This is a genomic window from Nostoc sp., from assembly GCF_036917275.1.
GTDB lineage: Bacteria > Cyanobacteriota > Cyanobacteriia > Cyanobacteriales > Nostocaceae > Nostoc.
In genome coordinates, this window is sequence record NZ_JBALDF010000056.1 from 212,519 (window position 1) to 230,696 (window position 18,178).

Genomic DNA, 18,178 nt, shown 5'->3' on the forward strand with positions numbered 1-18,178 from the left:
AGCATGATTATGCAAGATTCTCTAAGTGATTGTCGTTTCTACTGTTTTGTTTCTAAAGCTAATGGTGAAGATCCCATTGGCTCGACACCCACTTGTCAATAGCATTTGAGATGCTTATTTTAGTAACTGTAAAATATGAAGGAGCCAAAAATGCTGGTATTAGGTTTTTCTGGAGGAGCGGAACTTATTCACGAGAAAATACACGGATTTCCAAACTTATATTGTCATGACTCGGCAGCTGTTTTAATTGAAGATGGAAAAGTCGTTTTTGCAATAGAAGAAGAAAGACTCAATAGAATAAAACATACGAACAAGTTTCCCACTCAATCATTGCATTTATGCTTGAAAAGCCACGGTGTAAAACTGCAGGATATAGACTTGATTGCCTTTTACAGCTCAAGAGATAACTTGGATCGAGATCTTAAGAGATTTTTTTTAAAATATGGTTATGCGTCAGCAATTGACACCGTAACTTTTTTTCAGCACCTCTTCCGCAAGGGATTAAACTCTGAAATAGATCCAGATAAGCTCCGTTTTGTTCATCATCATCATGCACATGCAATGAGCGCACTGGCACTTTCTGGTTATGAAAGCAGCCTTGTAACCACATTCGACGGATCGGGGGACAATAGTTCTGGTATGGTTTTCGAGGGGGAAGGAGGGATGCTTAAGCTAATCATCGATACTCCAGTCTCAAAATCTATTGGCGGTTTCTATCATGAAATAATAGCTTTTTTGGGGTATAGCTTCTTTGATGAATATAAAGTAATGGGGCTAGCTCCTTATGGTAATCCAGAAAGGTATAGAAGTTTATTTCAAACACTATACACACTACTTCCCAACGGAGATTACGTGATTCACGAAGACAAGATAATCTCACTATTTGATTTGGGGGTACCACGTCGAAAAGGGGAACCCTTTACGCAAACGCATAAGGATATAGCCGCCTCTCTCCAGGAAGCCTTGGAGGAAATAGCTTTTCATGTTATTCGATTTTACCAACAAGAAACCAAACAGAAAAATCTATGTATGGCTGGGGGAGTGGCGCATAATTGTACTCTTAACGGAAAAATATTGCGCTCCGGAATGTTTGAAAATGTATTTGTTCAGCCAGCAGCTCATGATGCGGGATGCGCCTTAGGAGCAGCTTTATATGCGTACCATAAGGCTAATCCAATGGCTAACAAACTTTTCAAACTAGAGCATGTATATTGGGGAACAGATATCGGGAGCACGTTCTCAATATTGAGCCAATTGAGACAATGGCAAGATTTTATTGCTTTCGAGCAATTGATGGATGTAAGTGGACAGACTGCAGAGTTGCTGGCTAATGGTTATGTTGTGGGATGGGTTCAAGGTCGCTCAGAGTTTGGACCTAGGGCTTTAGGGAACAGAAGTATTCTTGCAGATCCTCGCCCGGAAGAAAATAAAGAGCGTATCAACAAAATGATTAAAATGCGGGAAGGCTACAGACCTTTCGCTCCATCTGTTTTAGAAGAGGAGGTAGATGAATTATTTGAAGTTCCGCCTCATCAAAAACAACTCCCATTCATGATATTTGTGGTTAATGTTAGAAAAGAAAAACGGAAAATTCTGGGGGCAGTGACCCATGTCGATGGAACAGCAAGAATACAAACTGTATCGCGGAAAACAAACAAAATATATTGGGACTTAATTCACTCGTTTAAAAAGTTGACAGGTGTTCCAGTTTTGCTTAACACATCGTTTAATAACAACGTTGAACCAATTATAGATTCTGTTGAAGATGCAGTGGTTTGTTTTTTAACTACAGGACTAGACTATCTTGTTGTGGGAGAATATTTAATTAAAAAAAAGGAAACATCTTGGCGAAATTTTCTTTCTGTTAGGCTTTCAGTCCCCCCACACATTTCGTTGCATCAGGTTAAGAAGTCTAATTCAGACGGTAAGTTTAGCAATTTCTCCTATATAGGAAATAGTTACGATGCAGAGTTTCAGGTTGAGGTGTCAGATGAAATCTTTTGGGTTTTGACTTTAGCAGACAGTGAAAAGACTATAGCAAGCATCCTTGAGGAGGATGGCGAAACTGAAAAAGCAAAAACTCAAGGAATCGTTCAGGAGCTTATGGAATTATGGTCGCGGCGTTTGATTTTATTACGACCGTGAATAAACTGACTCGTTGAGTTTTCGGATCAGCTCTCAAAAGTATCTTCATAATTAAGGTGGTATCGTTAACTATGTCACCAACCAGCCTTTGAGCGAACCCGATTATTCTGGCGAATTTGTGATCCGAAATTATGACTTCTATAACCCGTCGATTGATATTTCGGGTCTACTCACTGAAGACAAACGACTGCTCTATCGCTTCAATGCGGCATACCAGTATTCTGATAGCTTTGTCGATTTTATCAATCAGAAGTCGTTTTTTATCTCACCTGCTTTAACCTACAAAATCGGGGATGCAACGACCTTAATCTTCAACTACGAACTTTGAATCCTTTCATTCGGAAGTGAACATGGTGATCCAAAATTCCCTAAACAATTGCCGTTTCTGCTGTGTTGTCTCTAAAGCTAATGGTGAAGATCCTATTGGCTCGGCACCCACTTACGAACACTGTATAGCTATTGAGATGCAACTTCCTTGGACTGAAAAACGTTGGCAGGAAAATCCTGTGCTCCAGTCGGCGATGACTCTGATACAAAAGCTGATTTTTGAGCATGGGATCAACATTAAGGGTCAGTTGCTCGCTCCAGATAGCGAATACTCTCGTCCTGATTATACTCGCATACTCTATTACCGCCGACCGACAAAGCTTTTTGCGAAGTTTGAAAAGCATGAGTTTATCGTTCCCGATTTTGGAGTTGGCTCTTTCGTGATGGCGTTATTGGAAACATTGCTTCAGTCGCCAACTGTTATGCCTGATTGGGAGCAGTATCGGCAACAATCTAATCATATTCGTGAGTTAATGGTGTGTACTGATGGTAATGTTGATGTTGCCTGTGCTCGGTTTGGTTATCCCATCTATCGCAACTTGCGCTCTGAATATGCTGTTGCTTCTAATGGACAACTGCGCGTGTGGCGATGTAGCCATTTCGGGGGACACCAGTTCGCACCTACCGTCATTGACTTGCCTTATGGTCACTACTGGGGTCATTTGCAGCCAGAAATATTGGAACTCCTGGTTTGGCGGAATAGTTCTGTCACAGGGCTATACCCGTTCTATCGAGGTTGGGCTGGTTTTTCCAAGTTTGAGCAAATCGCGGAGCGAGAAATTTGGATGCAAGAGGGTTGGGAGTGGCTCAATTATTACAAAATAGGTCAAGTAATAGCAATGGATGAAACCGATGAAGAGTGGGCTGAAGTACGCATTAATTTCTCAGCAGAAGATGGAAGTATTAAGGGTGCTTATGAAGCGAGAGTGGAGGTAAACGGTTCTGTAATGACCGCTTGGGACTCAGGTAATCAGCTACCTTTAGAGGAAGTTAAGCAATATCACGTTAGCCATCTAGTAAAACTAGCGTAGAAATATAATTGTTAGGCATATTAAATGTTAGGTTTTTGTCTACTTTGAGTTGCATTAGTAACTTTAGATAAGTACCAGCTTCAAGGGTTATAAAAACAGTTTTACCGGAGTTTATAACATGGCAAATATTGCATTTTTTGTTTATACTTTACAATTGGAATTCAATAGCTCTCTCAAGTTAGTAAAAATACTCAAATTACTTGGTCACAAAGTATTTCATTTAAGTTACTTAGATTCTGAAGAAAAAGTTTGTGAGCACGGATTTTCATTTCTGCCAATTCTAGGAAAATGGTTTAATAAGGCATTTTTTCAACAGCAAGACGATAATTACTTAAACTTAAGTGGATTAAGGTTGTTACTAAAGAAAAAAAGAGAAATAAAACTTTATAATTATTTGATTTCTTCCTTAGATCAGAAAGTTTTCCAAAGGTCTTACCAGGCCTTTATTTGGGATGGGGAATACAATCCTCTAAAATCATCTTAGAATCTACCTATTGGCTAACTTTGTTATGGATTGACTCAGGAGCGATTGCAGATGTCTATTAGTTTTGCAGCAGAAAATCTTGTGAATCAGGAAGAACCTTTTTGCTTTATGATTCCTGACAGTATTGCTCTGACAGCTTGGCTTGATCCCTCATTATACGTACATATAAAATTCGCAAATACTAACGGAGGTACTGATTTAGGTATTAGACTCGACCCAGAAGCATCTAATTTGCAAGAAGCTGACTTTGAGCATCAAACAGGGAGGGTTCATCTGGTTTGGAACTTGACACTGAATTACGTGAAAGTTCAATGTGTTACAGATATTGAACTGGCAAGTTTAAAAGGTAAGGGACACCTTGAACCAGTGGAATCGTAAGATTTCCCCGTGCAAATTATTAAGGTTCATGGATTAGTAGATATTGGGATAAATAAGCCACCCATTTGAAATGCCTGAAACCCTTGCTCAAAATTAATTACGTAGTTTCTTTTTCGCCTTTAAGCGAGTATTATGAATTACAGGCAGTTGGTATTAGTAGTCTGCCAAGTGTGATTATGACTAGTTAAACGAGTTAACAATAAGCACCTTATTGCTTAAATGACAGCTAGAGACACCAACTACTAACTTATTGTAGTGAAGTACTGGATTATCAAATCTTAGAAAGCATAGCCAATTAAATAGCAGGATACAAATTATGCATCAAGACGACAAAGAAGACACAACAATTTATAAAGTTGTAGTCAATCATGAAGAACAGTATTCCATTTGGCCTGCTGACAGAGAAAACGCACTCGGCTGGAAGGATGCTGGTAAAAGTGGTTTAAAACAAGAATGTCTAGATTACATCAAAGAAGTTTGGACTGATATGAGACCACTTAGTCTTCGCAAGAAAATGGAAGAAGCTGCTAGGGGTAAATCATAACACGTTTGATTTTTCGTAAAGGTTGTCCAAGGTCAAGAGTCAAGGGTCAAAAAACTCTGGACTCTTGACCGAAACAACTGAAACGTCTCCTGCGGAGCAGAAGAAAGCGAAAATTATATATACCTTATAGATGCGCTCCAGTAGTTTCAAAGAAAGCGGATTAATTTCTCTCAAAAAAATCATTTAAACCTTAATTATTATCTAAGTGAATCCTAGATTGTTATGTTGGGTGACTCTAACACTAACACAAGCTCATTTGACTGACCAAGTTTGCCAGCAATCGCTGCTACCGACTGTGGGTAATTACTGGTTATATGGGTCAGTTTATTGTAAATCTTTGGTTTTGCTGAATCGAAAAATTGCGTAGACGCAGCCCACCGTAGACATCGCTATTGGGAATTAATCTGATGTCTCTCACAAAATCTGTAGAACCCGCTTCAGTCCACAGCCGAATTCTCGTGCCTCAGCGATATCATAGGCAACCTGTAATTTCTCGACTGGTGTCTCGTTATGGTTTAACCGTCAATATCAAAGCTGCATCCCTGACATCAGAAGATAGTGACAGCGATGGCTGGTTTGATTTGGAACTTTCAGGAAATCCTCAAAAACTGACAAATAGCCTATCTTACTTGCAAGGATTGGGAGTGAATTTGCTGCAACTAGCGATCGCTAACAACATTCAACCCAACCAGCACTCTCTACCTTTCCCAAATCCAGCTAGCAAACTGAGTCTCAAAGACTCTGCATGGCTGACAAATCAATGGCAAGAACAATTCCAGCAATGGATTTCTACAGGTCAAACCAATCGATTGCGCCTGCAACTGTGCGTCTTAAAATCTTACTATGAGGAACCTGTGATTTCCGAGTTAGTTTCTCGTTATGGACTAACAGTCAACATCACCAGCGCTAGACTTCAACCCGATACGCAAGATGACGGCTGGTTTGACTTGGATTTGTGGGGGAGAACAAAGCAACTTTACTCTAGCCTGAGTTATTTGGAAAAACTGGGGCTACCAATTTGGCTGGATTTGTCTAGCGTTTATAGCGATCGCTAACTGAATAATTAAAATTATCGTAATCCTTAGATCCATGACTTGTTAGATAAGTTGAGGATCTCGTTTTTCAGAAACCATTTATAAAGTAAATCAAAAGTTAGGCTGTGTTACAGCTTTAGGGACTGACAAAAAATAAATTAGCCAAAATTATTTGTAGAGGCGCAAGGCCTTGCGCCCCTACTACTCCCCTACAGTAATTTTATTTTTACTTTATAAATGACCTCTGACGAATGATTCCTGAATTAATTCATGGAAAACAAAAAACTTAGCATCAATATTTTTTGTAACCATCAAATTTATTACTAAAGTAATTATGAATTATGCTGACGGCGATGGCTTGTTTTGCTGAAATAATCTAAATTTCGTAGTACCAAATTTCTTCTTCTCGCACCACAATTCGATGTAGGGAAAGACGATCAATCAAGCCTTCTTGCTCAAACTGCCCAAGAACACGAGTGATGGTCACACGAGTTGAACCGAGCATTTCCGCCAGGTCTTCATGAGTCAGACGCATATCTATTAAACGTCCTTTCTCAACTTCCGAACCAAACTTTTTGGATAACCATGCCAACAGCTTGATAAGCATATTATCTACTTTTTTATGGCTACGAATAACCATCAATTCTTGAGCTTGTTGGATATGAGCAAGTAGAGTTTCTGTTAGTTGAGTCCATTCCTCTAAATGTAAAACCGTCGCTTCCACTTTAGTTAAGCATTCCATCTGATAAGGTTCTAATTTTGACAAAGCTTTACCGACGATATCTCCAGGCCCCCACAATCCCAGAGCGACAGTTGTACCATCTTCCAGATAGGTAAAAGTCCTGACAAAACCCGTTTCAATCTTCCAAAGTCCGTTTTGATGCTCTGGCAGGAATGACCGACGGGCAAAAACTTGCTTAGTATTATTACTGTTTAAGCTAGATAAGCTTGTGTACAAAGACACCATATATAACACTATTTTCCGATAAATTAACCGTAGTATTATATATTTATATCAGGTTCTAAGAGCTTATGAGTATTTTAAAGAGGGGAGTAGGGAAATGAAGGGCACAGGGGCAGAAAGAATAACTAAATAATGCCCCCTGCTTTAAATTAAATTCCCGCACCATCAAGAAAATCTTCAATTATCCCATCAGAATTTTTGCTCTTAGGGTTGTCAATTTGTTGGTCGCCAAGCTCAGTTGGGGAGAAACTTGATTTATCTTCTAACTGCTCGAACTCTTTCTCTAAAGCCTTGACGCGTTCAAATAGAGCGCGGATTACTTCAGCTTCTACGTCACGGACTTTATCATGATCCAGAACATTGGTAGGTAAGTTGTTCTGACGAGTCACACGCCCTGGAATTCCAACTACAGTAGTGTTACTAGGCACATCTCTCAGCACCACAGAACCGGCTCCAATCCGGACGCGATCGCCAATTTGAATATTTCCTAAAACCTTCGCACCCGTTCCCACAACTACATGAGAGCCTAAAGTTGGATGGCGTTTGCCGCTTTCTTTCCCCGTCCCGCCAAGGGTGACGCCTTGATAAATTAGGGCATAGTCGCCGACGATCGCTGTCTCACCAATCACTACTCCCATACCGTGGTCAATAAACACTCCCTGACCAATTAATGCGCCAGGATGGATTTCAATTCCGGTTAAAAACCGACTAATATGAGAGATAAACCGAGGGATGAAGGGAATTCCAAGTTTATGCAGCCAGTGTGCCAATCGATGAAACACTAGGGCATGAAGTCCAGGATAACAGAACAATACTTCTAGCCAGTTACGGGCTGCTGGATCACGCTCAAAAATGGTTCGCAAATCAGTTAGTAGCATACTCAGTTGAGATTTTCGTTGGTAAGTGAGGCTCTGAAAACAGAAACTCAGGATAATTCTCACTAAAAGATCAAGTCATTCATGAGAATTGTGTGAGATAATAATCTACGGTAAGTCGATAGGGTACAGTGTTTTTGTGGGTAATAAGTGGGATGCTATCACATTCCACACTTTGAGAAAAATTAATTTTGCATAAACTGCGATAAGTCCCTCAAATCACCGTAGTATGTAGAGTACAGTCTTGAATAGCCAAAACTACGCTCTCTTGGATCTGTCTTCCAAAGTGGAATACGCGCTGCTGGCACTCTTAGAACTGGCAAGCCACCACGGAAAAAAACTTCCTCTAACCATGAGCGAAATAACTGCCAAGCAACCCATACCTGAACGCTATTTGGAACAAATTTTGACGAACCTCCGGCGTGCTGGTGTGGTGCAGAGTCAACGCGGTTCCAAAGGAGGTTTCGTTTTGGTTCGTGAACCTTGGCAGATCACAATACTTGAAATTGTCACTTTGGTCGAAGGTGAGCGGAAAGAGAAAGATACCTCTGACTCTTCCACTCTGGAAAAGACTCTAGTTTATGAAGTTTGGGAGCAAGCTAACGCTGCCTCAATAGAAGTTTTGGGGCGCTATACACTCCAAGACTTGTGCCAGGAAAGAGAAACTCGCGCCCAGCAAAGTCCGATGTATTATATTTAGACACGACGGAGTACTCACATGCAGATAGCGAAAGATATCACAGAGTTAATCGGACGAACTCCTTTAGTTCAATTAAACAAGATTCCCCAAGCTTCGGGAGCGGTTGCTCAGATTGTGGTGAAGCTAGAAAGCATGAACCCAGCGTCTTCTGTGAAAGACCGGATTGGTGGGAGCATGGTGGAAGCTGCCGAAGAAGCTGGCTTGATTCACCCCGGAAAAACCGTTTTAGTAGAGCCGACTTCTGGGAATACAGGAATTGCGCTGGCGATGGTGGCGGCCGCTAAGGGTTACCATCTTATTCTAACGATGCCTGACACAATGAGCCAGGAAAGACGATCCATGCTCAAAGCTTATGGCGCTCAACTAGAGTTAACGCCAGGGGTAGAAGGGATGCGAGGAGCGATCGGTCGTGCAGAGCAGATTTTAGCTCAAACGCCCAATGCTTATATGTTGCAGCAGTTCCGTAACCCCGCTAACCCGAAAGTTCACGCCCAAACTACAGCAGAAGAAATTTGGGATGATACCGATGGACAGGTGGATATTCTCGTGGCTGGAGTAGGTACCGGTGGAACGATTACGGGAGTTGCAGAAGTTATTAAAGGGCGGAAGCCGAGTTTTCAAGCGATCGCAGTTGAGCCAAGTAACAGCCCAGTATTAGCAGGTGGTAAATCGGGGCCTCACAAAATTCAGGGGATCGGCGCGGGATTTGTCCCAGCAATTTACCGTTCAGAAGTGGTGGATGAAGTGATTCAGGTAGCGGATGAGGAGGCGATCGCTTACAGCCGTCGTCTAGCAAAAGAAGAAGGATTGCTATCAGGGATTTCTACTGGCGCTGCTTTATACGCGGCTATTAAAGTGGCACAGCGACCAGAAAATGCAGGTCGCCTAATTGTCATGATCCAGCCTAGCTTTGGCGAACGCTACCTCAGTACCTCACTGTTCAAAGATCCAGAGGAGAATGAGTGGTTGAGTAAAGTTTGATTCCATATACCAATTTGAGATTTCAGATTTTAGGGACTGACAAAAATGAGCAGACGTAGTGATGGACGGTGGAACAAAATTTAATGCTTCCAGTAAATTTATTTTCATTGAAAAGGTAAAATTACTTGCCTTCAACAGCTTAGAATAGCGAGGTAAGAAAAGACCAAGTAGGTTATCTACTGGAGTTTCAATTAGCAACGCTGTGATAATCGCAAGAAGGCGGTGATCGTTCATACCTTCTATCTTCTTAAATAGTTCAGATAGTTCGTTCTTACGCAAGAGATCATAAAAAGGTTTCCTGAACAAGCTATCACCAAATTTTCCATTAAATAGCCCGCGCACTTCTTCATTGTTTTCAGTCATATATTACCTCTTTTTTGCAGCGAACTAGTTTCAAACACCAAGGGTAAACTTCTCAAATAGGGTTAGTTATATACTAGAATTTTTGCCAATTTCATCGGTACTTTCATTATTTTTCACTAAAATTATCAAACAGAAACAACTAGCAGCTAGCTTTATTAAGCTCAAAGCTCCACTTTTTAATACAATAAAAGTGCCTAACCCTATAAGAACAAAAGGCACAAGATTATTAACGTAGCGAGTCAATACATCAGCTATGACTCTGTTGTTAGTCAATTTGTATGCAGCGTAGCACCAAACTCCTAACAATAGAAAAAATAATCCGAGAATTACCACAAAACTCTCTAAGTTACTACTAGCAAATAAAGGCACGTAAACACTAATATTATCGCTACCATTGGCAATCGTAACGGCTGCCACACTATAAGCTTGGGGAGAAAAAAAACTAGTAATTGTTGATGCTTCCGTTTCTTCTGTTGCAGCTACAACTTCTTTTGATGAATCTTCTTCCCGATTCACTAAGCTACTGATACCTATGGATATTGGTAGTAAACCAAGTAATCCAATCCAGCTTTTTGATAAAACTAACCCACCAAATAAACCAGGAAGACTAAGGATTAATAGAACTGTAAAACCTAGAAATTGACCAGCAACTATATGCCGGGGGCCAAAGTTAGCATTTATTTGAGAAAAAAACAACAATAGAATGACAATATCATCAATATTAGTGGCAATGAATGCAATTGCCCCTGTAGTAATTGCAGTAACTAACTCGTTCATATTTTAAGAGAAACATAGACATGCTTTTATCTTGCAAGGAGCATCTCACCTTTGATCTTATATTTAATTGTAACCACCTACTTAGCCCCTCACACTTAACATTTACCTCCTGACAAGAGCGTGGCCAGATTGAATATCAAACCAGTGAATATCTTCAGGGGGTAATGTCAGTGTAATATCCTCGTTACTCCAATTTTGGTCTGTTGGCACCAAAGCACGGACTGTAATGGCTTCAGTTTGTGAACCTTCAACCCTGACACTCACTAAATAGTGCATACCTAAGTTTTCTACTAGATACACTTGTCCTTGGATAGTTTGAGTATCACCTAGTTGGGCAATGCGAACGTTTTCTGGGCGGATACCTAGCACAATTTGGGGTGGTACAGTTGGTATATCTGGCAGAGGTACTTGGAAGTTCCCTAACATGGCGTATCGTTCCTTACAAGATAGAGTCAGCAAATTCATCTGAGGACTACCAACAAATCCAGCCACAAATAAATTAGCTGGATGGTTATAGATGAGTTCGGGTGGGTCAAGTTGCTGAACATAGCCATCGTTGAGTAAAGCTACTTTCGTGGAGAGTGTCATCGCTTCTGTTTGGTCATGGGTAACATAGACCACAGGGACTTTCTGAACTGCAAAAATTTGCTTGAGGTCGGCTCGGACTCGTTCCCGCAACAGTGCATCCAAATTACTTAACGGTTCATCTAGCAGATACACATCGGCATTACGCACTAAGGCCCGACCAACCGCGACACGCTGTCGCTGACCTCCAGACATTTGACCAGGCTTGCGGTTCATTAACTCTTCTAGTCCTAAAATTTTTACCACTTCTGCTACTCGCTGTTTAATTTCTACAGGTGGTACTTTTTTTAGCTTGAGTCCAGAAGCGAGGTTTTGGTACACTGTCATGTGCGGATAGAGTGCATAGCTTTGAAATACCATTGCGATGTTGCGATCGCCTGCTGACTTATAGGTGACATCCACCTCGTTGATTTTAATCTGACCACGAGTAGGTTCTTCAAGACCTGCAATCATGCGTAGAACAGTGGATTTGCCACAGCCAGAAGGCCCAAGTAAAGTGAGAAACTCATCGTTATCTACTATTAAGCTAACGTCTTTGACAGGGACGACTTTGGACGTATAAGTTTTATTCAAGTTTTTGAGTTCGAGTTTAGCCATTTTTATTTTTATCCTTTGACAGCACCAGCAGTCAGACCTTGGACAATCCGGCGCTGGAAAAACAAAACTAGTAAAACCAAAGGCAACGTCCCTACTACAGTAGCAGCAGCGATCGCACCGTAGGGAATTTCAAATACTGTCGCACCACCCAACTGAGCAGCAGCAACCGGAATCGTCTTCATCTCTTCACGAGTCATAAACGTTAGAGCGAAAATAAACTCGTTCCAGGCAAAAATAAAGGTGAGAATTCCAGTAGTCACTAAGGCGGGAAGGGTCATAGGCAGCACGATTTGCGACAGTAGTTGAAAGGTGTTGTAGCCATCGACCCTAGCAGAATCTTCTAAATCTTTAGGTAATTGTTGGAAAAAGCTTCTGAGTACTAAAATTGTCAGGGGCAAATTGATCGCAGTGTATGGTATAATCAACGCTAAATAGTTGTTGCCCAGTCTGAGCGCTTGAATAATTTCTAACAGTCCCAGAAACAACAGAATTCCAGGAAATAAAGTCACCATCAGAACGCTGGCGAGAATAGCTTTTTCACCCCAAGGGCGTAACCGTGCTAGGGCATAAGCCGCAGGTGCGCCGATCGCTAAAGCTAAAGCTGTAGAAATAATCGATACAAAGGCACTGTTGAAGATATAGCGCCAAAATGGACGGCGAGTGAATAACTCAATGTAATGACTAAAAGTGAATCGCGTGGGGAAATAAACAGTGGGAACGGCGGCAATATCTTCGTTAACTTTAAACGAGGTTAGTAATTGCCATAGGGCTGGCGCGAGGCTAAATAACATTACGAATGCAACTGCTATTAGCAGCAAGATTTTTTTCAGAGAAAATCTGGTTTTTGCTGTTGGTTGTGGAGTTGAACTCATAAGTTAAATAACTCCTGATGTTTTGGCACGGTATTTATTAAGCAAGAAACTAGCGATCGCTACCGCAGCAATTAATATTAGAAATGTTACTACTACCAGGGCTGCTCCATAACCAAAATCTAAGTAGCGCATCACTGTGGAATAGATGTATAGCGACACCACTTCAGTTGCACCACCAGGACCACCCCCGGTCATCACAGCAATCAAGTCGAAAATCCCGAAAGCTTGAGCAAATCGAAATAAAACTGCAATTAAGATTTGTGGCAGCAGCAGTGGCAGGGTAATATTGCGGAAGCTTTGCCAAGCATTTGCCCCATCGACAGAGTAGGCTTCGTAAAGGTCTTTTGGTATCGACTGCAAGCCAGCCAACAGTAGAATACTAATAAAGGGTGTAGTTTTCCAAACATCAGCAAAGATCGCTGCGCTCATCGCCAGAGTTGGATCTCCTAACCAGTTAATTCCAGTTTTAATCAGCCCTAACCGCCGCAGAATGTCGTTTACAATCCCAAACTGGTCGTTAAAAATCCAAGCCCATGCCAGACCAATCAGAGCGGTAGGCAAAGCCCAAGGTAGAATGGCAGTTGTCCGCACTACGCCCCGGCCAAAAAACGTCTGATTGAGAACTAGAGCAATCCCCAATCCTAGCAGTAATTCTGAAAGCACGGATGCTGTTGTGAACACGGTCGTCGCCCACAAACTCTGCCAGAAACGACCATCCCCAGCCATCCGCATATAATTGTCCAAACCAGAGAATACGGGTTGTAGTTCCGTTCCCAAATTCCTAGTAAATACACTTAACCAGAATGCTCGGATAATCGGGTAGGCAAATACAAACAACAACAGCAATAATGCTGGTGTTAATAAGATCCAAGCAGTCCGTTGTTCCCGGCTTCGGAGTGGATGCAGATTAGTCATTTGTCAATAGTCATTAATAATTCTTCCATGTTCCCAGTCCCTAGTCCCCAGTTCCCAGTTCCCAGTCCCCAGTCCCCAGTCCCTAGTCCCTAGTCCCTAGCAATCGGCGTGTTTCATTAGCAGCAGCTTGCATTGCTCGTTCTGGATTTATCCGACCGGATAACGCAGCGCTGAGATAACGCTGCAATATATCCGATGTTTGGTCATATTGCGCGATCGGCGAACGTAAAACTGCATTGTCCACAACCTCTAGTAACTGCGGATAGTAAGGGTATTTGGCAACAATCTCTGGGTCTGTAAATAAATCCCGGCGACTTGGCACATAGCCTGCACTCAATATGAATCGGCGCTGTGCCTCCCGACTGGTAAAGTACTGAATTGCTTTCCAAGCTTCTTCGGGATGTTTAGAAGATTTAGCAATCCCTATACCCCAGCCTCCTAAACAAGCTGCACCAGTCTTACCAGAAGCATGAACCATCGGTTTAATTGCAATTTTGCCTTGAATCGGCGAATTCTTTGCTTGGGCTAAAGGCCATACATAGGGCCAGCTACGTAAAAACGCTACTTGACCACTTTGGAACAAGCGCCGGGTGTCTTCTTCCTGGTAGGTTGTGACTCCAGGAGGAGAAACGCCCTGCTTGACGGTACTACGCAAAAACTCAACAGCCTGTAATGTTTCTGGTCGATCGAGTCCTACCTCGAAGGTTTCGGGATTAACCCAGAAGCCACCAAAGCCATTAAGGACTTCCACAAACATTGCCACGAGTCCTTCATATTGCCGTCCCTGCCAAACATAGCCCCAATTCACTTGGTCTTTCTTCTGCAAGGTTTGGGATATTCGGATCAAATCCTCAAAGGTTTCTGGCGGTTTCAATCCTGCTTCTTTGATTAAATCTTCGCGGTAGTAGAGCATTCCCACGTCGGAACGTACAGGAATGCGGTACAACTTGTTCTGGTAACGTCCGCCTTCTACATCCTTGGGTGAAAATGCTGCCAATTCCTGCTTGGAAATGCGATCGTCTAGGGGTAGCAACCATCCAGCAGCAGCAAACTTGGGCGTCCAGATCACGTCCATATTTACCAAATCATAAGGGGATTCACCTAAGATAAAAGATGAGGTGTACAGGTCTTCGAGCAAATTTGTGGCATTTGGCCCCTCAACTAAGTTAATGCGAATGCCTGGGTTCTCAGCCTCAAAGTCTCTAATCAAACCCTGCTTCCAAGGTTGGGCATCAGGGGCAGTAATTAACATATTAAGGGTAACTGCTCGTTGCGAGAGTGCTACCCAATTGAACAATATGATCCCCAACAGAATTGCCAAAAAAATTCCTATACGTAAAAAACTTTGTTTTTGGATAAATTTTTGCAACTTGTTTTTTGGGTTTTGATATAACATGATCAATATAGCGATCGCTAGTGACAATAATTCTATATAGCAATCCTAAATCAGTTGTGAAAACTATCGAACCGCCAAGCCGCCAAGAGCGCCAAGAGAAGAAACAGAGAATTTCATAAATCATTTAGGACTGCTATAGTTATCTTTTAAGGCAACTGTATAGCCTGTTTGCGAGGCGCAACTATTCCTACTACTTCTTGTTTCTGCTTTTCTTCTTAGATTATACTCTCCTGGTAGTAGCAAAAAGGGATAAGGTAGCAAGACCCCTAAGTTCTCAATAAGCTGAAAAATAGTCGCATTAATCGCTGCTTATTGACAGATATTTAGGCGTAGGCGTAGTCCGCCGCAGGCATCGCTTTGAGTCTCTTAAACTAAATCAAACGATAAATGCTGATTTTTTCGTTGGTTCTTAAGGTTGGTTGCAATCAAGAGCAATTTTAGATGCGTTTGCCCTGCTTAGATCAATAACCGTGTAAAATTTAACTGCAATAGTTATGATTAACTTTTCGTTACATACTTGTAAATTTCCCTGCCGACTTACTTGTGAGGATAATTACTTTGTCATTTTAAAGTTTAGTTATACCAGAAGGTTAAAATAATTCGTAATTGAATTAGTTAGTAATTTAGACCTTAACTCTTTTCTAGACCACCAAGAAATATAATTTTGTGGGGACTTAAATCTAATAATTACGAATTAGTTAATTTGGTATGGTGATAAATCGTAGGTTCTAAAAATCCAGCATGAGTAAGCTAGGGACAACCTTCAGTGAAGCGATAATTGCCTTTATAGCCACTAACATAGATGACATCATTATATTGTTAATATTTTTTTCACAGGTAGATGTTAATTTTCGACGACGGCATATCTTACTCGGTCAATATCTGGGTTTTACAGCCATTATCATCGCTAGCTTACCAGGATTTTTTGGTGGCTTGGTCGTACAGCGAGAATGGATAGGATTGCTAGGACTGCTACCAATAGCAATTGGGATTCAACAATTAGTATATAGAAAAGAAGAAACTATAACAGTTCAGACAGTCAGCAGTGATTTTAGGCAGTCCACACCTACTAACCCGGTATTGTCTTTTATTTTGAGTGTTTTGCATCCCCAAACCTATAAAGTGGCAGGAGTAACTGTTGCTAATGGTGGTGACAATATTAGTATATATATACCTCTATTCGCTGGTCATGATCTTGCCAGCTTGGGAGTAATTCTAAGTATATTTTTTGTCATGGTAGGGGTTTGGTGTGCGATCACTTATTTTTTAAGCCGTCAACCTACCATTGCTTATATTTTAAGTCGCTATGGTAAAGCTGTTGTACCTTTTGTGTTGATTGGCTTAGGTCTGTTCATTATGTATGAACGAGGTACATTTACTCTACTACCTTGGGTGAGAAGTTAATCAATGTTGAATGCTGGATTTGGAATTGAAAATCTCAAATTGGTCACACCTGATGAACTAATTTCCAACTCACCATCATCAAAATGGCATAAATAATAAACCGTAGTGGGCGTTGTGGAGCTACCTGGCAAATTTTAGCACCTAGTAACACTCCTGGCACAGAGCCTAACCATATAGGCAGTACCAAACTCCAATCAACTGTTCCCAGACTGAGATGACCGAGGGCTGTAAACAGCAGTAAAATTGCTGCGTGTGAAATATCTGTACCCACTAACTTCCGTGCATCGAGGCGGAAAAACCCAATCAGCACTAGGGCAAACATTGAACCTGAGGAGACACTAGTAAGACCAACCAAACAGCCTAAAATGGCTCCTAAACTGATTGTCAGGATACGACCCAAATTAGTTTCTAAGTCTAACTTTGGCAGTTCGGGTAAATTAAATTTGGGGAAAAAAGTCAATAACAACAATTGCATTAGTGCTAATACTGTGACTAGCAAAATCATCGCGCCAAGCAAACGGAACAAGATGTTATCTAGGTTATACTCACCTGTACGTTTAATGAAGTGCAAAATCCCCACCCCGAACAGTGAGCCTGGAACACTCCCAAATGCCAGCCATTTGACAACTTCTGTGTCAAGGGTTTTCTGTTCCCAATGTTTGACGCTACCAACAATCTTCATCAATGTAGCAGCCACAACATCAGAACTCACAGCGATGGAAGGCGGAACCTGAAAAACAAAAATCAACATTGGGGTGATGAGAGAGGCTCCGCCAATTCCCGTCAAACCAACGATGATGCCAACAAAAAAGCTTAAGAACGGTAGTAATAAATAGTGCATACTCTTCTGAGGTTTCAACAATCAGTTATCAGTTATCAGAGTCCTGTTGAGTCTCCTACTTCTATAAAGTGAGCAGCGTAGGTTATGGGTTTAAATCCCCAAACGAAGCCTTGATAACTGTTCACTGACTTAACTACAAGCAGCTAGAACTGAAAGTCAGCTAAAGCTTCACTGCTAGAGAGCAGCAACTGTGCCAAACTAAAGCCCAGTGGTAGATAGAGCTAGTGATGGCAAGCTATTCTGTTTCTCAAAGGATGAGTGACACAAAGGTTATCCAACTAAAAGTTAGGACAGAGAGAGGATTCCTGGACAACTTAAAACCTGTCTGAAAGTTTATGGAAGCATGACAACTGGCATTTAACCGAAACAGACTTTGATAACTGCTTAGGGGTCAGTTGCTCTGCTAAACTCAACTTCTAATTGATTTTTTGCGGTTTTACATGTAAAAGCCCGTAAGACGATGCACTTACCGTATTTTACTTGTAAACATGATCAAACGTCCAGCGTATTCGCGTTGTATATCGCTAGATTCTCTGGATTATACACAGCAGCTGATTAAACTTCTGAGGACTGGTTGTTAAAAAAAATACCTACAAGTTAATAAAGATAGGGATAAGACGACTTATATGATGTCCGACTGATTAGTTGTTATTGCATACTCCAAAGGATAACCCGTTCGCCTTGGTCTTTGCCAGGAGAAGGGTACGAAGTGTTCGCGGTAGCGTCTTGTAGAGTTTCAATCTCCGAACCACAAGTGAATTAGAACTGTACGAGACGTACTCACGTTTGTTGCACTCGCAATGACATAGTTATATTTATTCGATTCACAGGTTAATGGATATGCGATCGCTAAATTCACTCATAATGAATAGAACTGGACAGTCTACCGTGTTGACAGCAAAGACCACGATAAACACAAAGGATGGTAAGTTATGATGGATTTTGATTTGTGAACAGCGAGATAC

19 protein-coding genes are annotated in these 18,178 nt (G+C 41.4%); 10 read left to right on the forward strand and 9 right to left on the reverse strand.

What is annotated here, in order from left to right; genetic code table 11:
* Positions 1 to 135: 135 nt before the first annotated feature.
* The 7 genes from V7K35_RS21620 (at position 136) to V7K35_RS21650 (ending at position 5,964) form a co-directional block, all read left to right on the forward strand.
* Complete coding sequence (locus V7K35_RS21620) at positions 136 to 2,145, forward strand: carbamoyltransferase family protein (protein ID WP_335081463.1); 2,010 nt, start codon at positions 136 to 138, stop codon at positions 2,143 to 2,145.
* Between the two features lie 88 nt (positions 2,146 to 2,233).
* Entirely contained in the window at positions 2,234 to 2,473 is a 240-nt protein-coding gene (locus V7K35_RS21625; RefSeq protein WP_335081465.1) for a hypothetical protein, read from the forward strand.
* Positions 2,474 to 2,495: 22 nt separating this feature from the next.
* A complete protein-coding gene (locus tag V7K35_RS21630) occupies positions 2,496 to 3,503 on the forward strand; it encodes a sucrase ferredoxin (protein WP_335081467.1) in 1,008 nt (335 codons plus the stop codon).
* 118 nt (positions 3,504 to 3,621) lie between these two features.
* Positions 3,622 to 3,987 carry a hypothetical protein gene (locus tag V7K35_RS21635; protein WP_335081470.1) on the forward strand — a complete coding sequence of 122 codons (366 nt, stop codon included), beginning with the start codon at positions 3,622 to 3,624 and terminating at the stop codon, positions 3,985 to 3,987.
* A gap of 51 nt (positions 3,988 to 4,038) precedes the next feature.
* Positions 4,039 to 4,365 carry a hypothetical protein gene (locus V7K35_RS21640; RefSeq protein ID WP_335081473.1) on the forward strand — a complete coding sequence of 109 codons (327 nt, stop codon included), beginning with the start codon at positions 4,039 to 4,041 and terminating at the stop codon, positions 4,363 to 4,365.
* 316 nt (positions 4,366 to 4,681) lie between these two features.
* On the forward strand, positions 4,682 to 4,909 hold the full coding sequence (locus tag V7K35_RS21645) for an MbtH family protein (protein ID WP_334796793.1): 228 nt from the start codon (positions 4,682 to 4,684) through the stop codon (positions 4,907 to 4,909).
* 407 nt (positions 4,910 to 5,316) lie between these two features.
* Positions 5,317 to 5,964, forward strand: coding sequence for an NIL domain-containing protein (locus V7K35_RS21650; protein ID WP_335081475.1), 648 nt, complete (start codon positions 5,317 to 5,319; stop codon positions 5,962 to 5,964).
* Positions 5,965 to 6,319: 355 nt separating this feature from the next.
* Here the strand turns inward: V7K35_RS21650 and V7K35_RS21655 are convergent, their stop codons facing one another.
* Together V7K35_RS21655 and cysE are read right to left on the reverse strand one after the other, a co-directional pair.
* Positions 6,320 to 6,910 (reverse strand): Crp/Fnr family transcriptional regulator, encoded by a 591-nt coding sequence (locus tag V7K35_RS21655; RefSeq protein WP_334796790.1) that lies wholly within the window; start codon positions 6,908 to 6,910, stop codon positions 6,320 to 6,322.
* A gap of 146 nt (positions 6,911 to 7,056) precedes the next feature.
* Entirely contained in the window at positions 7,057 to 7,785 is a 729-nt protein-coding gene (gene cysE / locus V7K35_RS21660) for a serine O-acetyltransferase (RefSeq protein ID WP_442939751.1), read from the reverse strand.
* Between the two features lie 241 nt (positions 7,786 to 8,026).
* Between cysE and V7K35_RS21665 the strand changes: the two genes are divergently transcribed.
* On the forward strand, positions 8,027 to 8,482 hold the full coding sequence (locus V7K35_RS21665; RefSeq protein WP_334796789.1) for an RrF2 family transcriptional regulator: 456 nt from the start codon (positions 8,027 to 8,029) through the stop codon (positions 8,480 to 8,482).
* A gap of 18 nt (positions 8,483 to 8,500) precedes the next feature.
* Positions 8,501 to 9,463, forward strand: a complete 963-nt coding sequence (gene cysK, locus V7K35_RS21670) for a cysteine synthase A (RefSeq protein WP_335081477.1) — start codon at positions 8,501 to 8,503, stop codon at positions 9,461 to 9,463.
* On the opposite strand, the gene V7K35_RS21675 is transcribed toward cysK, so the two are convergent.
* The 6 genes from V7K35_RS21675 to V7K35_RS21700 all read right to left on the reverse strand — a co-directional run bounded on the left by V7K35_RS21675 (position 9,416) and on the right by V7K35_RS21700 (position 14,968).
* Positions 9,416 to 9,826, reverse strand: a complete 411-nt coding sequence (locus tag V7K35_RS21675; RefSeq protein WP_335081479.1) for a hypothetical protein — start codon at positions 9,824 to 9,826, stop codon at positions 9,416 to 9,418. The genes cysK and V7K35_RS21675 overlap by 48 nt on opposite strands.
* Before the next feature lie 66 nt (positions 9,827 to 9,892).
* Complete coding sequence (locus V7K35_RS21680) at positions 9,893 to 10,603, reverse strand: cadmium resistance transporter (RefSeq protein ID WP_335081482.1); 711 nt, start codon at positions 10,601 to 10,603, stop codon at positions 9,893 to 9,895.
* 102 nt (positions 10,604 to 10,705) lie between these two features.
* The gene (locus V7K35_RS21685; protein WP_335081484.1) at positions 10,706 to 11,785 is read right to left on the reverse strand and encodes an ABC transporter ATP-binding protein; all 1,080 of its coding nucleotides are present in this window, start codon (positions 11,783 to 11,785) and stop codon (positions 10,706 to 10,708) included.
* A gap of 8 nt (positions 11,786 to 11,793) precedes the next feature.
* Positions 11,794 to 12,657 (reverse strand): carbohydrate ABC transporter permease, encoded by an 864-nt coding sequence (locus V7K35_RS21690; RefSeq protein WP_335081486.1) that lies wholly within the window; start codon positions 12,655 to 12,657, stop codon positions 11,794 to 11,796.
* A 3-nt stretch (positions 12,658 to 12,660) separates the two neighbouring features.
* A complete protein-coding gene (locus V7K35_RS21695) occupies positions 12,661 to 13,572 on the reverse strand; it encodes a carbohydrate ABC transporter permease (protein ID WP_335081488.1) in 912 nt (303 codons plus the stop codon).
* A gap of 82 nt (positions 13,573 to 13,654) precedes the next feature.
* Positions 13,655 to 14,968: an ABC transporter substrate-binding protein gene (locus V7K35_RS21700; protein WP_335081490.1), complete on the reverse strand. Its 1,314-nt coding sequence runs from the start codon at positions 14,966 to 14,968 to the stop codon at positions 13,655 to 13,657.
* Between the two features lie 741 nt (positions 14,969 to 15,709).
* Here V7K35_RS21700 and V7K35_RS21705 point away from each other — a divergent pair.
* A complete protein-coding gene (locus tag V7K35_RS21705; protein WP_335081494.1) occupies positions 15,710 to 16,372 on the forward strand; it encodes a cadmium resistance transporter in 663 nt (220 codons plus the stop codon).
* 43 nt (positions 16,373 to 16,415) lie between these two features.
* Here the strand turns inward: V7K35_RS21705 and V7K35_RS21710 are convergent, their stop codons facing one another.
* The gene (locus V7K35_RS21710; RefSeq protein WP_335081497.1) at positions 16,416 to 17,213 is read right to left on the reverse strand and encodes a sulfite exporter TauE/SafE family protein; all 798 of its coding nucleotides are present in this window, start codon (positions 17,211 to 17,213) and stop codon (positions 16,416 to 16,418) included.
* Positions 17,214 to 18,178 lie beyond the last annotated feature (965 nt).

Bases quoted from the DNA above. Each gene is read 5' to 3' on its own strand.
- V7K35_RS21620 (WP_335081463.1), top strand. From the start codon at position 136: ATGAAGGAGCCAAAAATGCTGGTATTAGGTTTTTCTGGAGGAGCGGAA.
- V7K35_RS21630 (WP_335081467.1), top strand. From the start codon at position 2,496: ATGGTGATCCAAAATTCCCTAAACAATTGCCGTTTCTGCTGTGTTGTC.
- V7K35_RS21635 (WP_335081470.1), top strand. From the start codon at position 3,622: ATGGCAAATATTGCATTTTTTGTTTATACTTTACAATTGGAATTCAAT.
- V7K35_RS21640 (WP_335081473.1), top strand. From the start codon at position 4,039: ATGTCTATTAGTTTTGCAGCAGAAAATCTTGTGAATCAGGAAGAACCT.
- V7K35_RS21645 (WP_334796793.1), top strand. From the start codon at position 4,682: ATGCATCAAGACGACAAAGAAGACACAACAATTTATAAAGTTGTAGTC.
- V7K35_RS21650 (WP_335081475.1), top strand. From the start codon at position 5,317: ATGTCTCTCACAAAATCTGTAGAACCCGCTTCAGTCCACAGCCGAATT.
- V7K35_RS21655 (WP_334796790.1), bottom strand. From the start codon at position 6,910: ATGGTGTCTTTGTACACAAGCTTATCTAGCTTAAACAGTAATAATACT.
- cysE (WP_442939751.1), bottom strand. From the start codon at position 7,785: ATGCTACTAACTGATTTGCGAACCATTTTTGAGCGTGATCCAGCAGCC.
- cysK (WP_335081477.1), top strand. From the start codon at position 8,501: ATGCAGATAGCGAAAGATATCACAGAGTTAATCGGACGAACTCCTTTA.
- V7K35_RS21675 (WP_335081479.1), bottom strand. From the start codon at position 9,826: ATGACTGAAAACAATGAAGAAGTGCGCGGGCTATTTAATGGAAAATTT.
- V7K35_RS21680 (WP_335081482.1), bottom strand. From the start codon at position 10,603: ATGAACGAGTTAGTTACTGCAATTACTACAGGGGCAATTGCATTCATT.
- V7K35_RS21685 (WP_335081484.1), bottom strand. From the start codon at position 11,785: ATGGCTAAACTCGAACTCAAAAACTTGAATAAAACTTATACGTCCAAA.
- V7K35_RS21690 (WP_335081486.1), bottom strand. From the start codon at position 12,657: ATGAGTTCAACTCCACAACCAACAGCAAAAACCAGATTTTCTCTGAAA.
- V7K35_RS21695 (WP_335081488.1), bottom strand. From the start codon at position 13,572: ATGACTAATCTGCATCCACTCCGAAGCCGGGAACAACGGACTGCTTGG.
- V7K35_RS21700 (WP_335081490.1), bottom strand. From the start codon at position 14,968: ATGTTATATCAAAACCCAAAAAACAAGTTGCAAAAATTTATCCAAAAA.
- V7K35_RS21705 (WP_335081494.1), top strand. From the start codon at position 15,710: ATGAGTAAGCTAGGGACAACCTTCAGTGAAGCGATAATTGCCTTTATA.
- V7K35_RS21710 (WP_335081497.1), bottom strand. From the start codon at position 17,213: ATGCACTATTTATTACTACCGTTCTTAAGCTTTTTTGTTGGCATCATC.